At 69.0% G+C, this 18,397-nt stretch carries 13 protein-coding genes and 1 pseudogene; 3 read left to right on the top strand and 11 right to left on the bottom strand.

All coding sequences use genetic code 11. The features are described from left to right. Position 1: 1 nt before the first annotated feature. From GDIA_RS10335 to GDIA_RS10320, 4 genes are all read right to left on the bottom strand, one after another. Positions 2-2,248: an FUSC family protein gene (locus tag GDIA_RS10335; protein WP_043458881.1), complete on the bottom strand. Its 2,247-nt coding sequence runs from the start codon at positions 2,246-2,248 to the stop codon at positions 2-4. 177 nt (positions 2,249-2,425) lie between these two features. Beyond that, positions 2,426-2,956: an adenine phosphoribosyltransferase gene (locus GDIA_RS10330; RefSeq protein ID WP_012224590.1), complete on the bottom strand. Its 531-nt coding sequence runs from the start codon at positions 2,954-2,956 to the stop codon at positions 2,426-2,428. A 148-nt stretch (positions 2,957-3,104) separates the two neighbouring features. Further along, positions 3,105-4,412: a multidrug effflux MFS transporter gene (locus GDIA_RS10325; RefSeq protein ID WP_012554109.1), complete on the bottom strand. Its 1,308-nt coding sequence runs from the start codon at positions 4,410-4,412 to the stop codon at positions 3,105-3,107. A gap of 171 nt (positions 4,413-4,583) precedes the next feature. Continuing rightward, complete coding sequence (locus GDIA_RS10320) at positions 4,584-5,315, bottom strand: TVP38/TMEM64 family protein (RefSeq protein ID WP_012554108.1); 732 nt, start codon at positions 5,313-5,315, stop codon at positions 4,584-4,586. Between the two features lie 117 nt (positions 5,316-5,432). Between GDIA_RS10320 and GDIA_RS18615 the strand changes: the two genes are divergently transcribed. After that, positions 5,433-6,521 carry a COX15/CtaA family protein gene (locus GDIA_RS18615; RefSeq protein ID WP_012554107.1) on the top strand — a complete coding sequence of 363 codons (1,089 nt, stop codon included), beginning with the start codon at positions 5,433-5,435 and terminating at the stop codon, positions 6,519-6,521. Between the two features lie 141 nt (positions 6,522-6,662). Here the strand turns inward: GDIA_RS18615 and treF are convergent. The 3 genes and pseudogenes from treF to GDIA_RS10300 form a co-directional block, all read right to left on the bottom strand. Beyond that, positions 6,663-8,411: pseudogene (treF, locus tag GDIA_RS10310) on the bottom strand (alpha,alpha-trehalase TreF); the annotation flags it as partial. Positions 8,412-8,658: 247 nt separating this feature from the next. After that, a complete protein-coding gene (locus GDIA_RS10305) occupies positions 8,659-9,360 on the bottom strand; it encodes a tetratricopeptide repeat protein (RefSeq protein ID WP_012554105.1) in 702 nt (233 codons plus the stop codon). Then, entirely contained in the window at positions 9,347-11,677 is a 2,331-nt protein-coding gene (locus GDIA_RS10300) for a TonB-dependent receptor (protein WP_012554104.1), read from the bottom strand. The genes GDIA_RS10305 and GDIA_RS10300 overlap by 14 nt, the downstream gene beginning before the upstream one ends. 249 nt (positions 11,678-11,926) lie before the next feature. Between GDIA_RS10300 and tldD the strand changes: the two genes are divergently transcribed. Together tldD and GDIA_RS10290 are read left to right on the top strand one after the other, a co-directional pair. Continuing rightward, positions 11,927-13,387, top strand: coding sequence for a metalloprotease TldD (tldD, locus tag GDIA_RS10295; RefSeq protein ID WP_012554103.1), 1,461 nt, complete (start codon positions 11,927-11,929; stop codon positions 13,385-13,387). Positions 13,388-13,554: 167 nt separating this feature from the next. Further along, positions 13,555-14,706 (top strand): GNAT family N-acetyltransferase, encoded by a 1,152-nt coding sequence (locus tag GDIA_RS10290; RefSeq protein WP_012554102.1) that lies wholly within the window; start codon positions 13,555-13,557, stop codon positions 14,704-14,706. On the opposite strand, the gene GDIA_RS10285 is transcribed toward GDIA_RS10290, so the two are convergent. From GDIA_RS10285 to GDIA_RS10270, 4 genes are all read right to left on the bottom strand, one after another. Then, positions 14,703-15,431, bottom strand: coding sequence for a pyridoxine 5'-phosphate synthase (locus tag GDIA_RS10285; RefSeq protein ID WP_012224580.1), 729 nt, complete (start codon positions 15,429-15,431; stop codon positions 14,703-14,705). The genes GDIA_RS10290 and GDIA_RS10285 overlap by 4 nt on opposite strands. Next, the gene (gene pdxA, locus GDIA_RS10280; RefSeq protein WP_012554101.1) at positions 15,428-16,420 is read right to left on the bottom strand and encodes a 4-hydroxythreonine-4-phosphate dehydrogenase PdxA; all 993 of its coding nucleotides are present in this window, start codon (positions 16,418-16,420) and stop codon (positions 15,428-15,430) included. Before pdxA ends, GDIA_RS10285 begins: the two co-directional genes overlap by 4 nt. 1 nt (position 16,421) lies before the next feature. Beyond that, entirely contained in the window at positions 16,422-17,888 is a 1,467-nt protein-coding gene (locus tag GDIA_RS10275; protein ID WP_012554100.1) for a dipeptidase, read from the bottom strand. 84 nt (positions 17,889-17,972) lie between these two features. Continuing rightward, a complete protein-coding gene (locus GDIA_RS10270; RefSeq protein WP_012224577.1) occupies positions 17,973-18,269 on the bottom strand; it encodes a hypothetical protein in 297 nt (98 codons plus the stop codon). Between the last annotated feature and the right edge of the window lie 128 nt (positions 18,270-18,397).

The following is an 18,397-nucleotide window of genomic DNA, read 5'->3' as shown; positions in this document are numbered from 1 at the left end:
TCTAGCCGAATACCGCGTCCAGGTAGGGGCTGGAGGCGTCGAAGAACATCTGGTTGGTGTCGAGTTCGTAGGAAATCACCGTCAGGCTGGCCAGGGCGCGGTCCATTTCCATGCGCACCGCCAGGTTGGATTCGCGCCCCGCTTCGCCCACGATGCGGTTTATCGCCAGTTTCGCCGACCGGGCGGTGCGGCCGTAATGGCCGCCATAGCGGCCGCTGAACTGGGCCATGCGGCCCATCACTTCCTCGATCACCTGGTGCGAGCAGGCCGGCAGCACGTTGCGGGCCAGGATGGCGCGCAGGCGGATGACGTTCAGCCCGATCGACATTGCCGACAATATGCCCTTCAGATACGCGTCGACCACCGGTTCGGGCGTCGCCTCCGTATTGGTCAGCAGGCGGACGAAGCGGTCCACGTTCCGTTCGACGACATAGAGCGTGGTCGGCAGGGTGCGCGAACGTGCCAGCAGCCGCAGCCCCTTCAGGATGCCGGTGCGCATCTGCCAGCGCATGGCGTTGGTGTCGAACGGCAGCACCAGCCGGAACGTCCACATCGCGTACCACAGCGCCAGGATCAGAGGCATGGCGGTGTTGAAGAACGCGATTTCGTCCAGCCGCGACTGGTTTCCCGGCCCGACGAGGATGGGCAGGAACAGGTTGTACGAGACCGCCGCCAGGACGATGGTCGGGTAGGCGAAGGCCAGCCCGCCCGCCAGCATCGGCAGGCTGAAGCACAGGGCCATGATTTCGTACGTCGTGGGCTTCGCCAGGGCCCACAGCACCAGCACGCCCGCCGCGCCGACCGCCCAGAACGCCCCGGTCAGGAAGGCCTGGGTCGCCAGGGCCGGTTTTTCCAGGGTCGAGAACAGGCTGCAGACGATGGAGACGAACATCAGGAACAGCAGCCCGTCGGACCAGCCGGTGGTGATCCAGATCACGCCGGCACCGAAGATCGTGACCGAGGCACGCAGGCTGTTGGCCACCGCCTGCTGCCAGTCGCGGAAGGTCTTGATGCGATAGTGGAAATGGTCGTGCGGCAGGGGGTGCAGGCTGGCCTCGAACTGGATGATCGCCTGTTCCAGGTCCTCCAGCATCGCGTCCAGCCCGTGATGCAGAATGCGCTGGTGCTGGTGATGCAGCGTCGCGGCGTCGTCGGTCGCGACGGGCGGAAGCGTGTCGCTGCCCATTTCCGTGCCGAGCGATTCCGCGACCGCCTGCCGGCAGTCGGCGCGCAGGGCGGCCAGCCGCTGCAGGCTCGGGCCGATGTCGCGTTCCTCGAGCCGGGCGGGGAGGTCGAGCAGGAAGGCGCGCACCCGGTCGGCCGTCGCGTGGAAGGCGTCGCCCGGCACGCAGTCGGGCATGTGCATCAGCGCCGCCATGTCCAGCCCGCGCGACAGCAGCACCGCCACGCGTGCCAGCGCCGCGCGGGCGTGATCGCCCTCGTGCCCGTGATGGCGGCCCATCTCGACCTCGGCGAACTCGATCTGGTCGCTGAGCGAGGTGATGGTGGAAAACAGGCCGCGCGCCTTCGACAGGACCTGCGCGTCACCGGCCAGCAGCGCCGCCAGCGCCCGCGCCGCGCCGTCGATGGCGGTCAGGAAATTATGCGTCAGCCGGTCGCGCGCCCGTTCCCCCAGACGGAACTGGAACAGCGACGAGACCGTGGATTCCAGCACGATGCCCAGCACGATATAGGTCGCGCGGGCCATGGCGATCTGGAAGATGTGCTCGGGGTCCGCGATGCCGTCCAGGGCGATGATGGCGTAGGTGAAGCCGCTGGCCCGCATGCCGTGGATACGGTAGTTGGTCATCGTCGCCGGGCCGGGCAGCAGCGTGCCGACGAAGCAGAACAGGCCGATCCCGACCGCCAGCGCCACGATGAACAGCACCGGCGCCTGCGGGAACGCCGCCACCAGCGCCACGGCGCAGATCGTGCCGACGACCATGCCGAACATGTGCCAGCGCGCCTTGGCCACGCTTTTGCCCCGCGTGCCCTGGGCGACCATCCAGACCGTCAGCGCCGCCCATTGCGGGCTGCCCAGTTCCCACCACAGCGCGATGCCCAGCGCGATCAGCGAGGTGATGGTGGTGCGCAGCGCGTAGCCGAACGTCACCAGGTCGGGGGCGTAGAGCCAGCGCAGATGGTCCTGCCGGCGCGGCTTGCCCGACCACAGGCACGACCACAGGTCGCGCAGGCGCGTCTGGGTCAGGGTCGTTACATGGGTCAACGCCAAGGTCAGCGCCGGCACGAGGCTTCTCATCCCGGCATCGATGCTCCTACGCTGTGACCGGCCCGCCTGGCGCGGTTCTTTCTTCCTTCTAGATCACCTCGCCGCCGGCCGACAGGGAGCGAACCGAATAGCAGAGGCCACCAAAACGTATCCCACCGCGCGGCCGGACGACCGGCCGGCGGCGGGATATCGACGTCAGTCGTCGTAGGAGATCAGGGCCTGGACCGGCACGTCCAGCCGCTGGCGGCCGCCCAGGGCGCGCAGTTCCACCAGGACCGACGCGCCGACGACATCCGCCCCGACCTTGCGCAGCAGCGCCACCGAGGCGGCGAGGGTGCCGCCGGTGGCCAGCAGGTCGTCCATCACCACCACGCGCTGGCCGGGGCGGATGGCGTCGGCCTGGATGTGCAGCGTGTCGCTGCCATATTCCAGGTCATAGGTGTGGGACACGGTTTCACCCGGCAGCTTGCCCGGCTTGCGCAGCATGACCAGCCCGCAGCCCAGGTTGCTGGCCAGCGGGGCGGCGGTCAGGAAGCCGCGCGATTCGATCGCCGCCAGCATGTCCGGTGCCCACGGGGCGACAGCGTGCGTCAGCCGGCCCATCGCCACCTGCCACGCATCCGCGTTCCGCATCAGGGTGGAGATATCGTAGAACAGGATGCCCGGCTTCGGAAAATCCGGGATGCCGCGAATATGCTGCTTCAGGTCCATCGTGGCGGTCGTCATGTCCGTGCCCAAATCCCAATCCACCCCAAACTCGTCATTCCATGACAGGAACCGGGCCGGACCTGCCGTCCGGACCGTGAAAAACGTGCCCTGCTGTAACCTGCCGCCGCCAGGGAGGCAATCGTCGAGGCAAGCGCCGAGGCAAGCGTCAGTGCATCATCGGAAGGTCGGCCGGGACGGTGGCCTCGCCCGGCCGGCGGGCGGGCCGCAGCAGCACCATCAGCAGCATGATGACGGCGCCCGTCAGCATGACGCCGGACATCGGCACCGGGGTGGTGGCGGGCAGCATGCCCACGATGGCGCCCGCGACGGCGCCCAGCACGTATTGCAGCGTGCCGACGAACGCCGAGGCGCTGCCGGCCAGGCGCGGATGGTCGGCCATGGCCCCCACCGTGGCGTTCGGCCCGATGATGCCGGTGGTGCCGAGCGCCACCATCATCGTCAGGACCAGCGGCACCAGCGCCAGGCCGTGCAGCATGACGCCCCCCTTCATCGCGAAGGCCATGACGATCGACACCACCGTCATCGCCACCGTTCCCAGCACGGCGGTCCCGACCGAAATGCCCAGGATGCGCGTGGCGTCGATCCGCCCGACCAGCACGCCGTTCAGTTGCGACGCCCCGATCATGCAGACGGCGAACACCCCGAACAGCATGCCGAACTGCGCGGGCGAGAACCCGAACAGATGGATGAAGACCGACGGCGCCGCCGACAGGTAGGTGAACGACATGAACGCCCCGAAGCCCGCCACCAGGGCATTGGTGATGAAGCCCCGGTCCCGCACCAGCGTCAGGTAGCGGCCGGCCAGCGCCACCGGGGGCATCACGCTGCGGTCGTCGGGGGCCAGGGTTTCCGGCAGGACCCGCGCGATCAGGAACGTGCAGATCAGCCCGTAGACCGCCGACGCCCAGAAGATCGACCGCCATGTGGTGAAGGACAGCACGAAGCCGCCCAGGGTCGGCGCCAGGATCGGCACCACACCCATGACCAGCACCAGCCGCGACATCAGGCGCGCGGCCTCGTTCCCGTGGGACAGGTCGCGCACGCAGGCGCTGGGGATCACCAGGCTGGCCGACGCCCCCAGCGACGCCAGCAGGCGGAAGCTGGAAAACGTCCAGATATCGGGCGCCACGGCGCAGCCGACCGAGGCCAGGGTATAGACCAGCGTGCCCACCAGCATGGGCATGCGCCGGCCGAACCGGTCCGACACCGGGCCCATCGTGATCTGCCCGACCGCCAGCCCGACGAACCAGACGGCCAGCGTCATTTCCGCCGAGCCGGCAGGCGCGTGCAGTGACGCTTCCAGCGCCGGAAAGGCGGGAAGGTAGATATCCGTCGATACCGGCCCCACGGCCGTGAGGAACCCCAGCAGGATGGCTATCCAGCTCATGGACCCGGCGGCGACGGCGGAAACAGGGGCATCGTCGGATCTCGCGGCTGTCGCGGAAGACGCCATGGCGGCACTCCGTTAGAGATCGTCAGGCCGTACTATCGCAGCGGCCTGTCCTTTTTCATCATATAATTACAGTAAGGCTGCAATTCGTCGTACGCGGTGCATCCCCGCAACAGCATGCCCGGGTCCCGCGAAGACATCGGACCGGGCAAAGCCGGCGGCAAGATGGCACTTTCACGTTCTGTCGGTGGCGGTGGCGAGGGGCACGGTGTCCCCATTCGCCAGGCGGCGCATCAGCCACAGGCCCAGCGCCGCCGACCCCGCGAACAGCACCGCCGCCAGCGCCACCTGCCAGCCATGGCCGATCCGCGCCCCGCTGCCCAGCAGCACGAAGACGACCGTCTGCGGCAGGCTGCCGGCCAGGGTGGCCAGAAGGAAGGGGCGCAGCCCCGCCCCGGACACCCCCGCCAGCAGGTTCAGCATCAGCGCCGAGCCGACCGGCAGCAGGCGCAGCGTCAGGATCGCGGTGAACGGATGGGCCGAGACGAACCCGTCCAGCCGGGCCAGCCGCCCCGACAGCCGCCGCCGCAGCGCGGCCCGCCCGACCCCGCGCGCCCAGGCAAAGCCGGTGACCGCCCCGGCCAGCGTGGCCAGCGTGGCCAGCACGATGCCGTCCAGCGGGCCGTACGCCACCCCGGCGGCAAAGCAGACAAGCTGGCGCGGCAGTCCCACGGCGCAGATCACCGACCCCGCCAGCAGGAACACCACCCGGCCCCACGCCCCGCCGCGCAGCAGCGCGGTATCGGCCATCACCCCGTGCAGCCCGGGGGCGAAACGCAGCACCAGCCCGGCGGCGACGCACGCGGCCACCATCAGGGCGGGGCGCGCCAGGGCCGCCGGGCGGGCGTCCATGGTGTGATTGCCGTCGGTCATGCCGTCCTTGTCGATCTGCCTGGTGTCCGCCAAAGGGCGAAACCCTTATTGGAAACCGGCTCGTTTATCGATTGGTGGGGGATGGCCCGCTCTAGCATCCGCTTGCCGTCCGTCGCAAGGCCGGTCTAAATCCCGATCATGTCCGCACACATGTCCCTGCGTCCGGCCGGCAGCCGCGACGATGCCTCGCCCATCGCGCTTCGCGACCGCAGGCGTATCTCGACCTGGCTGTTCGTCATCTGCTTCATGCTGATCGGCCAGATCGCGCTGGGCGGATACACCCGGCTGACCGGTTCGGGCCTGTCGATCATGGACTGGCGGCCGGTCACCGGCATCATCCCGCCCTTGTCCCACGCGGAATGGGAGCGGCAGTTCGCGCTGTACCAGACCATTCCGCAGTACAAGATCCTGCATGACGGATTCGGGCTGGCCGGGTTCCAGAAGATCTTCTGGGCGGAATGGACCCATCGGTTCTGGGCCCGGGTCATGAGCCTGGCGCTGCTGGCGCCGCTGATCTGGTTCGCCGTGACCGGCGCGCTGACGCGGGGACTGATCGCGCGGCTGCTGCTGTATTTCGTGCTGGGCGGGCTGCAGGGGGCGATCGGCTGGTTCATGGTCGCATCGGGCTTCGACCAGAACAGCACGGCGGTCGAGCCGGTGCGGCTGGTCCTGCATCTGGGCTGCGCCTTCGCGCTGTATATCGCCATCCTGTGGACCGCGCTGTCGGTCCGCACGCCCCGCGCCGCCTTCATCCCCGCCACGGCGGCGGTGGTGCGGACGAAGCGGCTGGTGTGGTGCGCCACGATCCTGATCGGCATCACCATCACCGCTGGCGGCTTTACCGCCGGGACCCACGCGGGTTTTTCCTACAACACCTTTCCGCTGATGGACGGGCGCCTGATTCCCCATGGCTACGCCCGGCTGTCGCCGTTCTGGCTGAACTGGTTCGAGAACGTGCCGGCCGTCCAGTTCGACCACCGGCTGCTGGCGACCGTGACCGCGCTGGCCATCGGGGCCTGCCTGTTCGCGGGCCTGCGCACGCCGCAACTGGGCAAGCCGGCGCAGGACGCGCTGATGCTAATGGGCTGGGCGGTCCTGATTCAGTACGCGCTGGGCATCACCACCCTGCTTCTGGTCGTTCCCGCCTGGGCCGGAACCGTGCACCAGACCTGGGCCGCCGTCCTTCTGACCATCGCCATCGTGACCCTGCACCGGCTTCGCGGCGTCGGCCGCGTCTGATCCGGCGGCCACAGGCGCCGGCGCAGGGGGGGCCGGGCCCGACACGGCTGGAACCGGCGCCCCGGACGGGACCGGCTTGTCCTGCACCGTGGCGGCCGGCGGCGGCGTGGGGTGCAGCGGAACCGGGGCCGGCGCCGTCGTCGGCCCCTGGACCCGGTAGGCATCGACCGGCGGCAGGGGCTGGGCGAAGGGCTGTTCGGCGCGTGGATTGCGGTCCAGGACCACGCGGGTGTCCTGCGGATAGCGGTTCATCAGGCCCAGCAACGTGCCGTTGGTCCAGCCGAACCCGACCTGCATCGGATATTCGCCGCCGCCCTTGCCGCCGGTGGGGCTGATGGACGGGTTCACCACGTCGTATTTTTCCAGCAACACGCCCGATTTCTCGTAGGTGCCGATCACGCGCTCCATCCAGCGCGAGGCGATCTGCTGCGCCAGGTCGTCCAGGCCGTACTGGTTCAGCCCCTTGATCGCCATCCATTGTTCCGGCGCCCAGCCGTTCGGCGAATCCCATTGCTGCCCGCTGACATGGTCGGTGGCGGTCAGGCCGCCGACTTTCAGCAGCTTCGTCCGCATGGTCTCGGCCACCGCGCGGGCCTGCTCGGGTGTCGCCATCTGCAGGAACAGCGGCATGGCGGTGGCCGCCGACAGGACGGGCGACAGGGTGCGCGTCTTCCAGTCGTAATCGAAGAACGCCCCGCGCTTCGGGTCCCACAGGACCCGGCGGATGGCATCGATCCGCGCGGTGGCCAGCGTGGCGTACCGGTCGGCCTGCGCCTTGTTCCCCCGCAGGTCATAGGCGTGGGACAGGGTCTGTTCCAGGTGCGCGATCAGGCAGTTGAGTTCGATCGTCAGCAGGTCGGTGGTGTGGATCGTGGCCATGCTGTGCCCGTCGGCCAGCCAGCGCGAGGAATAGTCCCACCCGGTTTCCGCCCCGGCGCGCAGGTCGCGGTAGGTCTGGGCCGCCGGACGCGACGACTGGGCGGCGGTGGCGATATCCTGCGGGAAGCTTTCGTCCCGGGGGGTGTCCATGTCGTCCCAGTGGCGGTTCATCAGCGTGCCGTCGGGCAGGCGCACGACATGCCGCCAGGCGGCGCCGGGGGCCACGCTATCGGCCCCGTCCATCCAGTAATCGTATTCCCGCTGCAGTTCCGGCAGGAACGTCGTGTAGGCGACCTGCCCGTCATGCATCGCCAGCAGGTCGATCATCAGCGCGAAGAACGGCGGTTCGGACCGGCTGAGGTAATAGGTGCGGCTGCCGTTGGGCATGTGCCCGTACCGGTCGATCAGCGAGGCGATGTCGCGCACCATGCCGCGCATCAGGTCGATCCGGCCGTCCTCGTACAGCCCGATCATCGTGAAATAGGTGTCCCAGTAATACAGCTCGCTGAACCGGCCGCCTGGGACGACATAGGTTTCGGGCAGCGGCAGCAGCGACGAATGCGCAACCAGCGTGTCGGGCGGACGGCTGAGGACCTCCCACATGCCGCTGATATAGTCACGCACGCTTTCGTTCGGGCGGCGGCGATAGGAAACGGTCCGGCGCGGGGCGATCGCGAAATGCTGCGCCACGAAATCCTTCAGGTCGAATCCGGGACGGACCTTCTGCCGTTCGTAATCCGCCAGCAGCGCGTCCGAGGCCTCGTCCGGGATGGCGTCGGCCGCCGTCTTGGCATCGGCGAAGACATGGGCCGCCCCCATGGCGGCGAACAGGCCGGCCAGCGCGATCGAAGGCGGCCGCAGGTCCTGCTGGTCGGCGGTGGGCACCGCGACCGTGGGGCCGGCGGGCACCGGGGACAGCGGAAGGAAGAGGACCACCGGCGGCAGGTCGGCGGCCGACAGGTCGGCCGCCCCGTCCGCCGGCATGGCCGGCGGCGGCTGCATCGCCGCCATGGCGGCGGCCAGGGAATCCGGCGCGGAAGGCGGCGTATCGGCGAAGGCGGCCAGCGGAGCGGACAGCGCCAGCGACGCCCCCAGAGCGGCCGCGAGGCACGATCCTGCGCGGAGAGAAAGACGGGCTGAAGTCACATGAACGGGGGTCACTGGGCGCGGATTCCTCGGTCGGTCAGGGACTTGCCGGGTAGCATGCCCTGCCGCGCCGGTCAGGAAAAGGAAAACGGCCCCGATGAAGCGAAGTTCATCACGCCGTCAGGCCCGCCCCGGCCGGCGCGCCCTGCCCGCCGGGACACGCCAGGAACGCGTCCATGTTCGCCACGAAGTTCGGGGTACCGGTGGCGCGGGCGATGGCGAAATACCGCATCGCGTCCTCCTGCCTGCCTTCCCGCAGCAGAAAGCGGCCCAGATTGAAGCAGCCCCGAAAATCGCCGCCGCGCGCCGCGCGGGCGTAACAGGCGCGGGCCCGGCGCGGGTCGCGCGGGACGGCCCAGCCATCCTCGTAGAAGCCGCCGATGATGTTGAAGGATTTGCAATGCCCGAGGGACGCGGCCCGCCTGAACCATTCCAGCGCCCGCGCCAGGTCGGGCGGGGCGGTCCAGCCCAGGGCGAGGCCCGTCGCGTAATTGTACATGCCCCAGTCGAGGCCGGCGCGGGCCGCCCTTTCATACCATTGCATCGCGTCGGCGGGGCTGGGCGGGACGCCCCATCCCAGTTCGCAGCATCGGCCGACCATGTTGCACGCCATGGGGACGCCCCGGGCCGCGCTGGCCAGGAACCATTGCAGCGCCGCCGCCGGGGCCGGCGCGGTGCCGATCCCGTTCAGGAGCATCTGCCCCAGCGCGAGCTGGGCGGCCGGATCGCCCGACCGCGCCAGGCCGGTAACGGTGGCGAACACCTGTTCCGGTACCTGTTCAGGCGCGGCAGCGGAGGAATCAGAAATGCGCATTCAGCGTGACGAAGGCCGTGCGGCCCGCGGCCTGCAGCGCGTAATGGGTCACGTAGGCCTGGGTGAAATACCGCTTGTTCGTCAGGTTCTGGATGTTGAGCTGAAGCGTGTAGTGCTTCAGGAAGCGGTAGCTGGCCATGATGTCGAACCGCCAGTAGCCGGGCACGTATTTCGGCGCCGTGGGCGAATCCGCGCCATAGACCTTGCCCATGTAATAGACGCCTGAACCGACCTTGAACCCCGGGGTGATGTCGTAGGTGTTCCACAATGCCAGGCTGTTTTCCGGCGTGTTCGGCGCGCGGCGTCCGTTCATCAGGCCGGCGGCGGCACCGCTGCCGCCCGCCTGCACCAGGCGCGCGTCCAGATAGCTGTAGCCCGCCGTCATGGACCAGTCGCGGGTGATGTGGCCCGAAACGCCGACCTCGCCCCCGCGCGTGCGCTTGCTGCCGCCGTTCGAGATCCCGCCCGAGGCGGTGGCGATCTTGAAATTCGTCGTATCGATCTGGAACAGCGCGCCCGTCAGGGTCACCCTGTCATGCAGGACGTTCCATTTGGTGCCGACCTCGATCGTGCGGTCGCGTTCCGGCTTCAGCACGCTGCCGATATTGCCGGTCCGGTCCGCGCCGAGGCTGATGTCGTCCGCCCCCTGTCCCACCGAGTTGCCCGGCGGAATCGCCGACGTCGCGTAGGACGCATAGATCGATCCGTTGCGGGCGGGCTTGTAGACCAGGCCGCCCTGGTAGGTGAACAGGTTGTCCCCGCGCCCGTATTCCCCCGCCTGCGCGCGGTACGTGCTTTGGACATTGTCCAGCCGGACGCCGAAATTTCCCAGAAGCTGCGGCATGAAGGTGACCGTGTCGGTCAGGTAGACCGCCTTGGTATCCATGCGCGTGCTGTTGGGGTTTCCCGTCCGGCGGATATCGCCGGTCCACATATCGTTGGGATTGGGATTGGAAAGCGTTGTACAGGTATGGGACGTGAAGGCGAGCGCCGTGGCGCAATGCGTGAAATTCGTGCCGGACGCGACGTTGACGCCGTTCACATAAGCCGTGTCGGTATCGTTCTTGCCCTGTTCGCGCGTGAATTCCATGCCGGTCGAAAACTGGTTGCGGAACCCCAGGAGGGACACCGTTCCATAGAAGTCGGTCTGGTTTATGGCCGTATCGAACGTCGAGACGCGGCTGTTGAGACGCCGGTAGACATAGCCGTAATAGATGTTGCCCTGGCTGTCGTCCGGCATGGTCCACAGGTCGTTCTGGCTGGTCTCGGAATAGCGCGTCGTGTTGCGGATATGCAGGTGGCTGTTGAAATCGTGCTCCAGCCGCAGCGTGCCCATATCGATCGAATCCTGGTCGGAATCGCGGTTGACCAGGCCGTACCAGGTGTCGAACGGGACCTTGACGGGCGCGCCGTTGCCGGCCGTCATCAGGCGCGGGGCGCCGTCGGTGCGGGCGTTGAAGGTGGGATTGTCGTAGGGAATGCCGACATCGGGCAGGTCGTCGTTCTGCATGTGGTAATACATCAGGGTGACCCGGTCGGGCGTGCCCAGCCCCAGCGAGACCGAGGGCGCCACCCCATACCGCTTGAATTCTGTGGGTCCCCGACCAGCCTTGTTTTCGTCGTCGCCCATCAGGTTCAGGCGGAAGGCGCCGGTCCGCGAAAACTGCCAGTTGCCGTCCAGCGTCCCGCGCTTGTAACCGGCATTGCCGAAGCCCAGGCTGGCATCGAGCGAGTTCTTCAGCCTGGGCATCTTGCTGTCGATCACGATGGACCCGCCGGCACCCGCCCGCCCGCTGATCGCGCCGGAATCGCCCTTGATGACCTCCACGGCCTCGACGTTGAACGTCTCGCGCGATTGCGCGCCGACGTCGCGAAGGCCGTCGACGAACGTGCTGGACTGCGCATCGAAACCGCGCAGGAACGGCCGGTCGCCGACCGGGTTCCCGCCTTCGCCCGCCCCCATCGTGATGCCCGGGACGTTGCGCAGGGCGTCGACCAGCGTGTGGGATGCGGTCTGGTCCAGCAATTCGCGTGAAATGATCTTCACGCTCTTGGGCGTGTCCAGCAGCGGGGCGGTGAATTTGGGCGACCGGTGCTGCCACTGCCCGACGACGTCGATTTCCTCGTGCGCCGGAAGCGGACGACCCTGCTGGTGGATCGCGGGGTCGTGCGTCTTCTTCTTTTTCTCGTCGCGCTTCAGCGTGTCGGCAGCATGGGCGACGGACTGGGCCCCCAGCAGCAGGGTGGTACCGCAGAGGGTAAGATTGGAAACGGTCCCCCGGATTTTTTCGACGCGATATTTCCTGTGGACAATCATTCTGGCGTGCCCCGCAAAATTTGACATAATTTGTCACGAATGATAATCATTCTCAACAAGCACGTAACGAGAGTGTAACAGCGTGTCAATCGGGGATTGCGGCTTCCCACCGCCCGATGGAAAGGACCAGGCAGACACCGCCGTGGAAGGGGCACTGGTCAATCGGGCGGTTTCGCCCCACATCGGAATCCGATTATGAAAAGATGGCGACGCCCACCCGGCCACGCCGTCATCCGGAGTTTGTGCCCCATGCCCACCACCACCCCGATCCTGAACCCGCTGACCGCGACCGACCGGCTGTTCTTCGACCGTGCGGGGGCGACCCTGGGCCGGGCCGAGGCCGAGGCGCTGGTGCGCCGCACGCTGGAGGGCATGGATGACGGCGAGCTGTTCCTGGAATACCGCGAGAGCGAGATGATCTCGCTGGATGACGGGGTCATCCGGTCGGCCACGTTCGACACGTCGTCGGGGTTCGGGCTGCGGGCGATCCTGGGCGAGGAAACCGGCTTCGCCCATGCCGACGAACTGAGCGAATCCGCCCTGAAGCGCGCGGCCGACACGGTGACGCAGGTGCGCGCCGGCCGGTCGGGCACCATGGCCGCGGCACCCCATGCCACCAACCGGCATCTGTACGGCGACACCAACCCGCTGGGCGAGACCGATTTCGCGTCGCGCGCCGCCCTGCTGTCGGCGCTGGACGCCTACGCGCGGGGGCGCGATTCCCGGGTGGTGCAGGTTTCGGCCTCGCTGGCCGCCGAATGGCAGGCGGTGCAGATCATCCGCGCCGACGGCGCGCGCGTGGCCGACCTGCGGCCCCTGGTGCGGCTGAACGTGTCGGTGGTGGTGGAAAAGGACGGGCGGCGCGAAAGCGGCGGCCACGGCCTGGGCGGCCGCTATTCCTATACCCGCCTGCTGGACGAGGCCGTCTGGAAGGGCGCGGTGGACGAGGCCCTGCGCATGGCGCTGGTCAACCTGGACGCGGTACCGGCCCCGGCGGGCGAGATGGAGGTCGTGCTGGGCGCCGGCTGGCCCGGCATCCTGCTGCACGAGGCCGTGGGCCATGGGCTGGAGGGCGATTTCAACCGCAAGGGCACGTCGGCCTTCGCCGGGCTGATGGGCCAGCGCGTGGCCGCCCCGGGCGTCACCGTGGTCGATGACGGCACCCTGCCCGACCGGCGCGGCAGCCTGACCATCGACGACGAGGGCACGCCGTCGGGCCGCACGGTGATGATCGAGGACGGCATCCTGACCGGCTACATCCAGGACCGGATGAACGCGCGGCTGATGGGCGTGCGCCCTACCGGCAACGGGCGGCGCCAGTCCTATGCCCACGCGCCGCTGCCGCGCATGACCAACACCATCATGCTGGGCGGCGACGCCTCGACCGAGGACATGATCCGCTCCACCCGGCGCGGGCTGTACGCGGTCAATTTCGGCGGCGGCCAGGTGGACATCACGTCCGGCAAATTCGTCTTCGCGGCGTCGGAAGCCTATCTGATCGAGGACGGGAAGATCACCGCCCCGGTGCGCGGCGCCACCCTGATCGGCAACGGTGCCGACGCGATGACCCGGGTGTCGATGATCGGCGGCGACATGGCGCTGGACCCCGGCATCGGCACCTGCGGCAAGAGCGGGCAGGGCGTGCCGGTCGGCGTGGGCCAGCCGACGCTGAAGATGACCGGCCTGACGGTGGGGGGAACCGGGAAATAGCCGGCGGCCCCGGCGCTCGTTCCAGGATACGAACTGAAATAAATCTTAACTTTACACCCTCTCGACCTGTGTGTTCTGAGCTGTCTTTTTATGTCCAGTGCCCGGAATAGTGGGCGATAACGGGATAGCTGCAGAACTTGTACATGCCGACTGAACGTTCTTCTGCCATGGCGGCCCCGGTCACGATCGTGCCCGTCGAGGGCAGGCGCCTGCTTTCGGTGTTCGTCGCCCTGCCGCGCCGCCTTTACGCGGGCCAGCCGGGCTATGTCCCGCCGCTGGACATGGAGCAGCGCGACCTGGTCGAACCGAAGAAGAACGCATTCTTCCGGCACGGCCGTGCCCGCCTGTTCCTGGCGATGCGCGACGGCCGGCCGGTCGGCCGCGTCTCGGCGCAGATCGACGACCTGGTGGCCCCGCGCGAGGGCCGGGCTGTCGGCTTTTTCGGCGCGCTGGACGCGATCGACGACGCCGCAGTGGTGGCCGCCCTGCTGGACGCGGCCTGCGCGTGGCTGCGCGAGCAGGGGGCGGAGGTGGCACGCGGCCCGTTCCTGCTGAACTATAACGGCGAATACGGGCTGATGGTGGAAGGCCACCAGATGCCCCCCATGATCGCCATGCCGTGGCACTCGCACTGGCTGCCGAAGCTGGTCGAGGCCTGCGGCTTCGCCAAGGCGATGGACGTGGTGGCCTACCAGATGCAGGTGGGGCCCGAGGCCGAGGCGGCGCTGCCCCTGCCGTCCGGCCTGCGCCTGGGCGAGGGCCGGCTGGGCACCGTCACCACGCGCGGCCTGCGCAAGGGCCATCTGGCCGAGGATGCCGAGATCCTGCGCCGCCTGTACAACGACGCCTGGCGCCGGAGCTGGGGCGCCGTCGACCTGACGCGCGAGGATATCAGCACCATGGTCGCGCAGATGAAGCCCCTGCTGCGGCCCGAACATTACGTGCTGATCGAGCAGAAGGGCGAGCCCGTGGCCGTGGCCCTGGTGGTGCCCAACGTCTACGACATCGTGGGCGACCTAGGCGGCGCGCCGTCGCCGCTGGGCTGGGTCCGGCTGGTCACGCGGCTGCTGCGCCACCGCTTCCATTCCGCCCGCGTCATCCTGCTGGGCGTCAGCAAGGACCTGGAAGGCACGGCGCTGGGCGCCATCCTGCCCGCGCTGATCATCGGCGAACTGATGCGCCGGGGGCGCACGCTGCCCTATCGCATGATCGAACTGGGCTGGATCCTGGAAACCAACATGCCGATGCGCCGGCTGATCGAGCGCATCGTGCCCGAGCCCTGCAAGCGGCATCGGGTGTACGAGAAGGCCCTGGGTTAGGCCCCCCTCTCCATCGCCTCCCGCATCCTGGCAATGACCGCGGGCAGCCCGTCGAAGATCGCCTGGCCGATCAGGAAATGGCCGATATTCAGTTCGACCACCTGCGGCAGCGCCGCGATCGGTCCGACATTGTCGTAGGTCAGGCCGTGGCCGGCGTGGACTTCCAGCCCGGCCTGCGCCGCCAGGATCGCCCCCTGCCGCAACCGCGCCAGTTCCCCCGCCCGGTTTTCGGCATAGGCACCGGTATGCAGTTCCACCACGGCGGCGCCGATGGCGGCCGAGGACGCGATCTGCGCCGGGTCGGGGTCGATGAACATCGACACGCGAATACCCGCCTCGCGCAGCGCACGCACGCGCGGGGCCAGCGCGTCGGCCTGCCCGGCGACATCCAGGCCGCCTTCGGTCGTGACCTCCGCCCTGCGTTCGGGGACGATGCAGCAGGCGTGCGGCTTCAGCGCCAGCGCGATGCCCACCATTTCGTCCGTCGCGGCCATTTCCATGTTCAGCGGCACCGCCAGTTCGGCGCGCAGGCGGGCCAGGTCGGCGTCGCGGATATGGCGTCGGTCCTCGCGCAGGTGGGCGGTGATGCCGTCGGCCCCGGCGGCGGCGGCGAGGTGCGCGGCGGCGACCGGGTCCGGGTGGGCGCCGCCGCGCGCGTTCCGCACGGTGGCGACGTGGTCGATATTGACGCCCAGGCGCAGGGCCTGGGTACGGGAATCCGTCATGCGGCCCTCTGGTTGCGGGTCATTTCGTCGGCCAGGCGCAGGGCGGCCAGCAGGCTGGACGGGTCGGCCAGGCCCTGTCCCGCGATGTCGAAGGCGGTGCCGTGGTCGGGCGAGGTGCGGATGATGGGCAGGCCCAGCGTGACGTTGACCCCGCCCGCCATGTCGATCGTCTTCAGCGGGATCAGCGCCTGGTCGTGATACATGCACAGCGCCACATCGTATCGGGCGCGGGCCAGGGGGGTGAACATCGTATCCGGCGGCCAGGGGCCGCTGACCGCGATCCCGTCGGCGCGCAATGCGTCCAGCGCGGGGGCGATGATCGTCCGTTCCTCGTCCCCCATCACCCCGCCCTCGCCGGCATGCGGGTTCAGGCCGGCGACGGCCACGCGCGGCGCCGCGATCCCGAAATCGCGGCGCAGGGCAGCGGCGGCGGTGCGGCCGCAGCGCACGATTTCCGCCGTCGTCAGGCTGTCCAGCGCCCGGCGCAGCGCCATGTGGATGGTCACCGGCACCACCCGCAATTCGGGGCAGGCCAGCATCATGACCTCCTGCCCCGGCACGGCGCAGAGTTCGGCCAGGTATTCGGTATGGCCCGGATGGCGGAAGCCGGCCTGCTTCAGCACCAGCTTGCTGATCGGATTGGTGACAACACCGTCCACCTGCCCGGCCAGCGCCAGCGCCACGGCGCAGTCGATGCTGCCGGTGATGGCGGGCACGTTGGCGGGGTCCGGCCGCCCCGATTGCACCGGGCCGGGCAGATCGACCGCCAGCACCGGGATCGCATCGGTGAAGGCCGCCACTGCCTGCGCCACGTCCGCCACGATCCGGACCGGGGCATGGGCCGCCAGCAGGGCGGCATCGCCGGGCACGACGAAGGCCGGCCCGCCGCCCGCGCGCAGGGCACGCCAGGCGGCAGTGGTGATTTCCGGCCCGATCCCGGCCGGATCGCCCATCGTCAGGGCCAGCAGCGTCCGCGCCCCGCCTTCCATGTCAGGCCGCGCCTGCCGTGTCGCGGGTCCCGTCAGGGGCCCCGTCATGGGCCAGCGCGTCCAGCACCCGCACCCAGGAGCGGATGCCGCGATGGAACGAGACCAGGTCATATTTCTCGTTGGGCGAATGGATGCGATCGTCCTCGCGCGCAAAGCCGATCAGCAGCGAGTCCATGCCCAGCGCCTGCCGGACCTCGGACACCACCGGGATCGACCCGCCGCTGCCGATGGTGACGGCCGGGCGGCCCCATTCCGCGCCCAGCGCCAGCAGCGCGGCCCGCAGCGCCGGGCCGTTTTCCGGCACCACGCTGGCGCGCGAGCCGCCGTGGGATTCGAACGTGGCCGTGCAGTCCGGGGGCAGCATGGCCCGCACATGGGCACGGAAGGCGTCGCGGATGCGGGCCGGGTCCTGGCCCGACACCAGCCGGAACGACACCTTGGCCGAGGCCCGGGCCGGCAGGACGGTCTTGAACCCGTCGCCGGCATAGCCGCCGGTCATGCCGTTGATCTCGAACGTCGGGCGGCACCATGTCTGCTCGACGGCGGTATAGCCAAGCTCGCCGGCCGGAACCGACAGGCCCACCGGCCCCAGCACATCGGCGTCGGACGGCGCGATGGCGCGCCACTGGGCGCGGACTTCCGGCGAAGGGTCCCGCACGCCGTCATAGAAACCCGGCAGGACGACGCGCCCGGTCCTGGGATCGCGGACCGACGCCAGGATGCCGCACAGCAGTTCCAGCGGATTGCGCGCGGCGTTGCCGTACAGGCCGGAATGCAGGTCGCGGTCGGCGCAATGGATCGTCACGTCCTCGCCCACCATGCCGCGCAGGGCTGTGGTGATGGCGGGCACCCCCCCTTCCAGCATGCCGGTGTCGCAGATCAGCGCGACATCGGCGCGCAATTCCTCGCGATTGGCCTCCAGGAACGGCAGCAGGTTGGCGCCGCCGCTTTCCTCCTCGCCCTCGATCACCATCGACACGCGCAGCGGCAGCCGCCCCTGTTCGGCCCGCAGGGCACGCAGGGCCTCGACGAAGGTCATGACCTGGCCCTTGTCGTCGGATGCGCCGCGCGCGACGATCCGCGCGCCGTCCGCGTCGCGGATCAGTTGCGGCGCGAACGGGTCGGAATGCCACAGGTCCAGCGGATCGACCGGCTGGACGTCGTAATGGCCGTAGAACAGGACGTGCGGTACGTCCCGTCCGTCACCGGCCGCATCGCCCGCCGCCACGCGGTCATGCGCCACGACCATCGGATGGCCCGGCGTTTCACGCACCGAGGCGTCGAGCCCGATCGCCTTCAGTTCCGCGCACAGCCAGTCGGCCGCGCGGCGGCAATCGGCGGCATGGGCGGGCTGGGCGGAAATGCTGGGAATGCGCAGGAATTCGAACAGGCGCTCCAGACTCCCATCCAGCGTGCGGTCCACCCTGTCCAGCACTGGGGTCAGGTCGCGTCGGTTCGTCGTCGTCATGGTCCATCCTCGATCCATCAATCGGGGGAATGTGCGAACAGGACGCGGGAAATGCAATGCGTCCGCCGACATGGACGAGCGGGCCTAGATGAACTGCCCACGCAGGAAACCCAGCGCGGGCAGGGGGCGCCAGGATCGGGGCAGGTCGGCGCGGCGGATCGGCACGACGCTGTAGCGGGGGACGGGCTGGCGCGTCTGGCGCAGGAAATGGGCGTAGGCGCGGACCTGCTGTTCGCGCCAGTCGCGATCCGCGATCGCGGCGGCACGGGCGGGATAGATATCGGCCACGCGCAGCACGCGGCCGGCCGAGGCCATGACGGCCCATACCACGTCATCCTTGCGCGCGTTGCCGCGAAACGCGATGATCTCGCTCAAGAGCATGCTCCGCCCCGACCGGAATCACGAGACCACGCCGGCCGGGCGGGATCAAGTTTCATCTGCGCCGCTTTCGTCCGGGCGCTTCAGGTGGCACGGTCGGGCGGCACGATACCGTGCGCGGCCGCCCGATG

This window comes from Gluconacetobacter diazotrophicus PA1 5, from assembly GCF_000021325.1.
GTDB lineage: Bacteria > Pseudomonadota > Alphaproteobacteria > Acetobacterales > Acetobacteraceae > Gluconacetobacter > Gluconacetobacter diazotrophicus.
This window is presented reverse-complemented; position numbering and strand designations above follow the sequence as displayed.

Excerpts from the sequence above, each read along its gene's own strand:
- GDIA_RS10330 (WP_012224590.1), bottom strand. The coding sequence starts at position 2,956 with ATGACGACCGCCACGATGGACCTGAAGCAGCATATTCGCGGCATCCCG.
- GDIA_RS10325 (WP_012554109.1), bottom strand. The coding sequence starts at position 4,412 with ATGGCGTCTTCCGCGACAGCCGCGAGATCCGACGATGCCCCTGTTTCC.
- GDIA_RS18615 (WP_012554107.1), top strand. The coding sequence starts at position 5,433 with ATGTCCCTGCGTCCGGCCGGCAGCCGCGACGATGCCTCGCCCATCGCG.
- GDIA_RS10305 (WP_012554105.1), bottom strand. The coding sequence starts at position 9,360 with ATGCGCATTTCTGATTCCTCCGCTGCCGCGCCTGAACAGGTACCGGAA.
- GDIA_RS10300 (WP_012554104.1), bottom strand. The coding sequence starts at position 11,677 with ATGATTGTCCACAGGAAATATCGCGTCGAAAAAATCCGGGGGACCGTT.
- tldD (WP_012554103.1), top strand. The coding sequence starts at position 11,927 with ATGCCCACCACCACCCCGATCCTGAACCCGCTGACCGCGACCGACCGG.
- GDIA_RS10290 (WP_012554102.1), top strand. The coding sequence starts at position 13,555 with ATGGCGGCCCCGGTCACGATCGTGCCCGTCGAGGGCAGGCGCCTGCTT.
- GDIA_RS10285 (WP_012224580.1), bottom strand. The coding sequence starts at position 15,431 with ATGACGGATTCCCGTACCCAGGCCCTGCGCCTGGGCGTCAATATCGAC.
- pdxA (WP_012554101.1), bottom strand. The coding sequence starts at position 16,420 with ATGGAAGGCGGGGCGCGGACGCTGCTGGCCCTGACGATGGGCGATCCG.
- GDIA_RS10275 (WP_012554100.1), bottom strand. The coding sequence starts at position 17,888 with ATGACGACGACGAACCGACGCGACCTGACCCCAGTGCTGGACAGGGTG.
- GDIA_RS10270 (WP_012224577.1), bottom strand. The coding sequence starts at position 18,269 with ATGCTCTTGAGCGAGATCATCGCGTTTCGCGGCAACGCGCGCAAGGAT.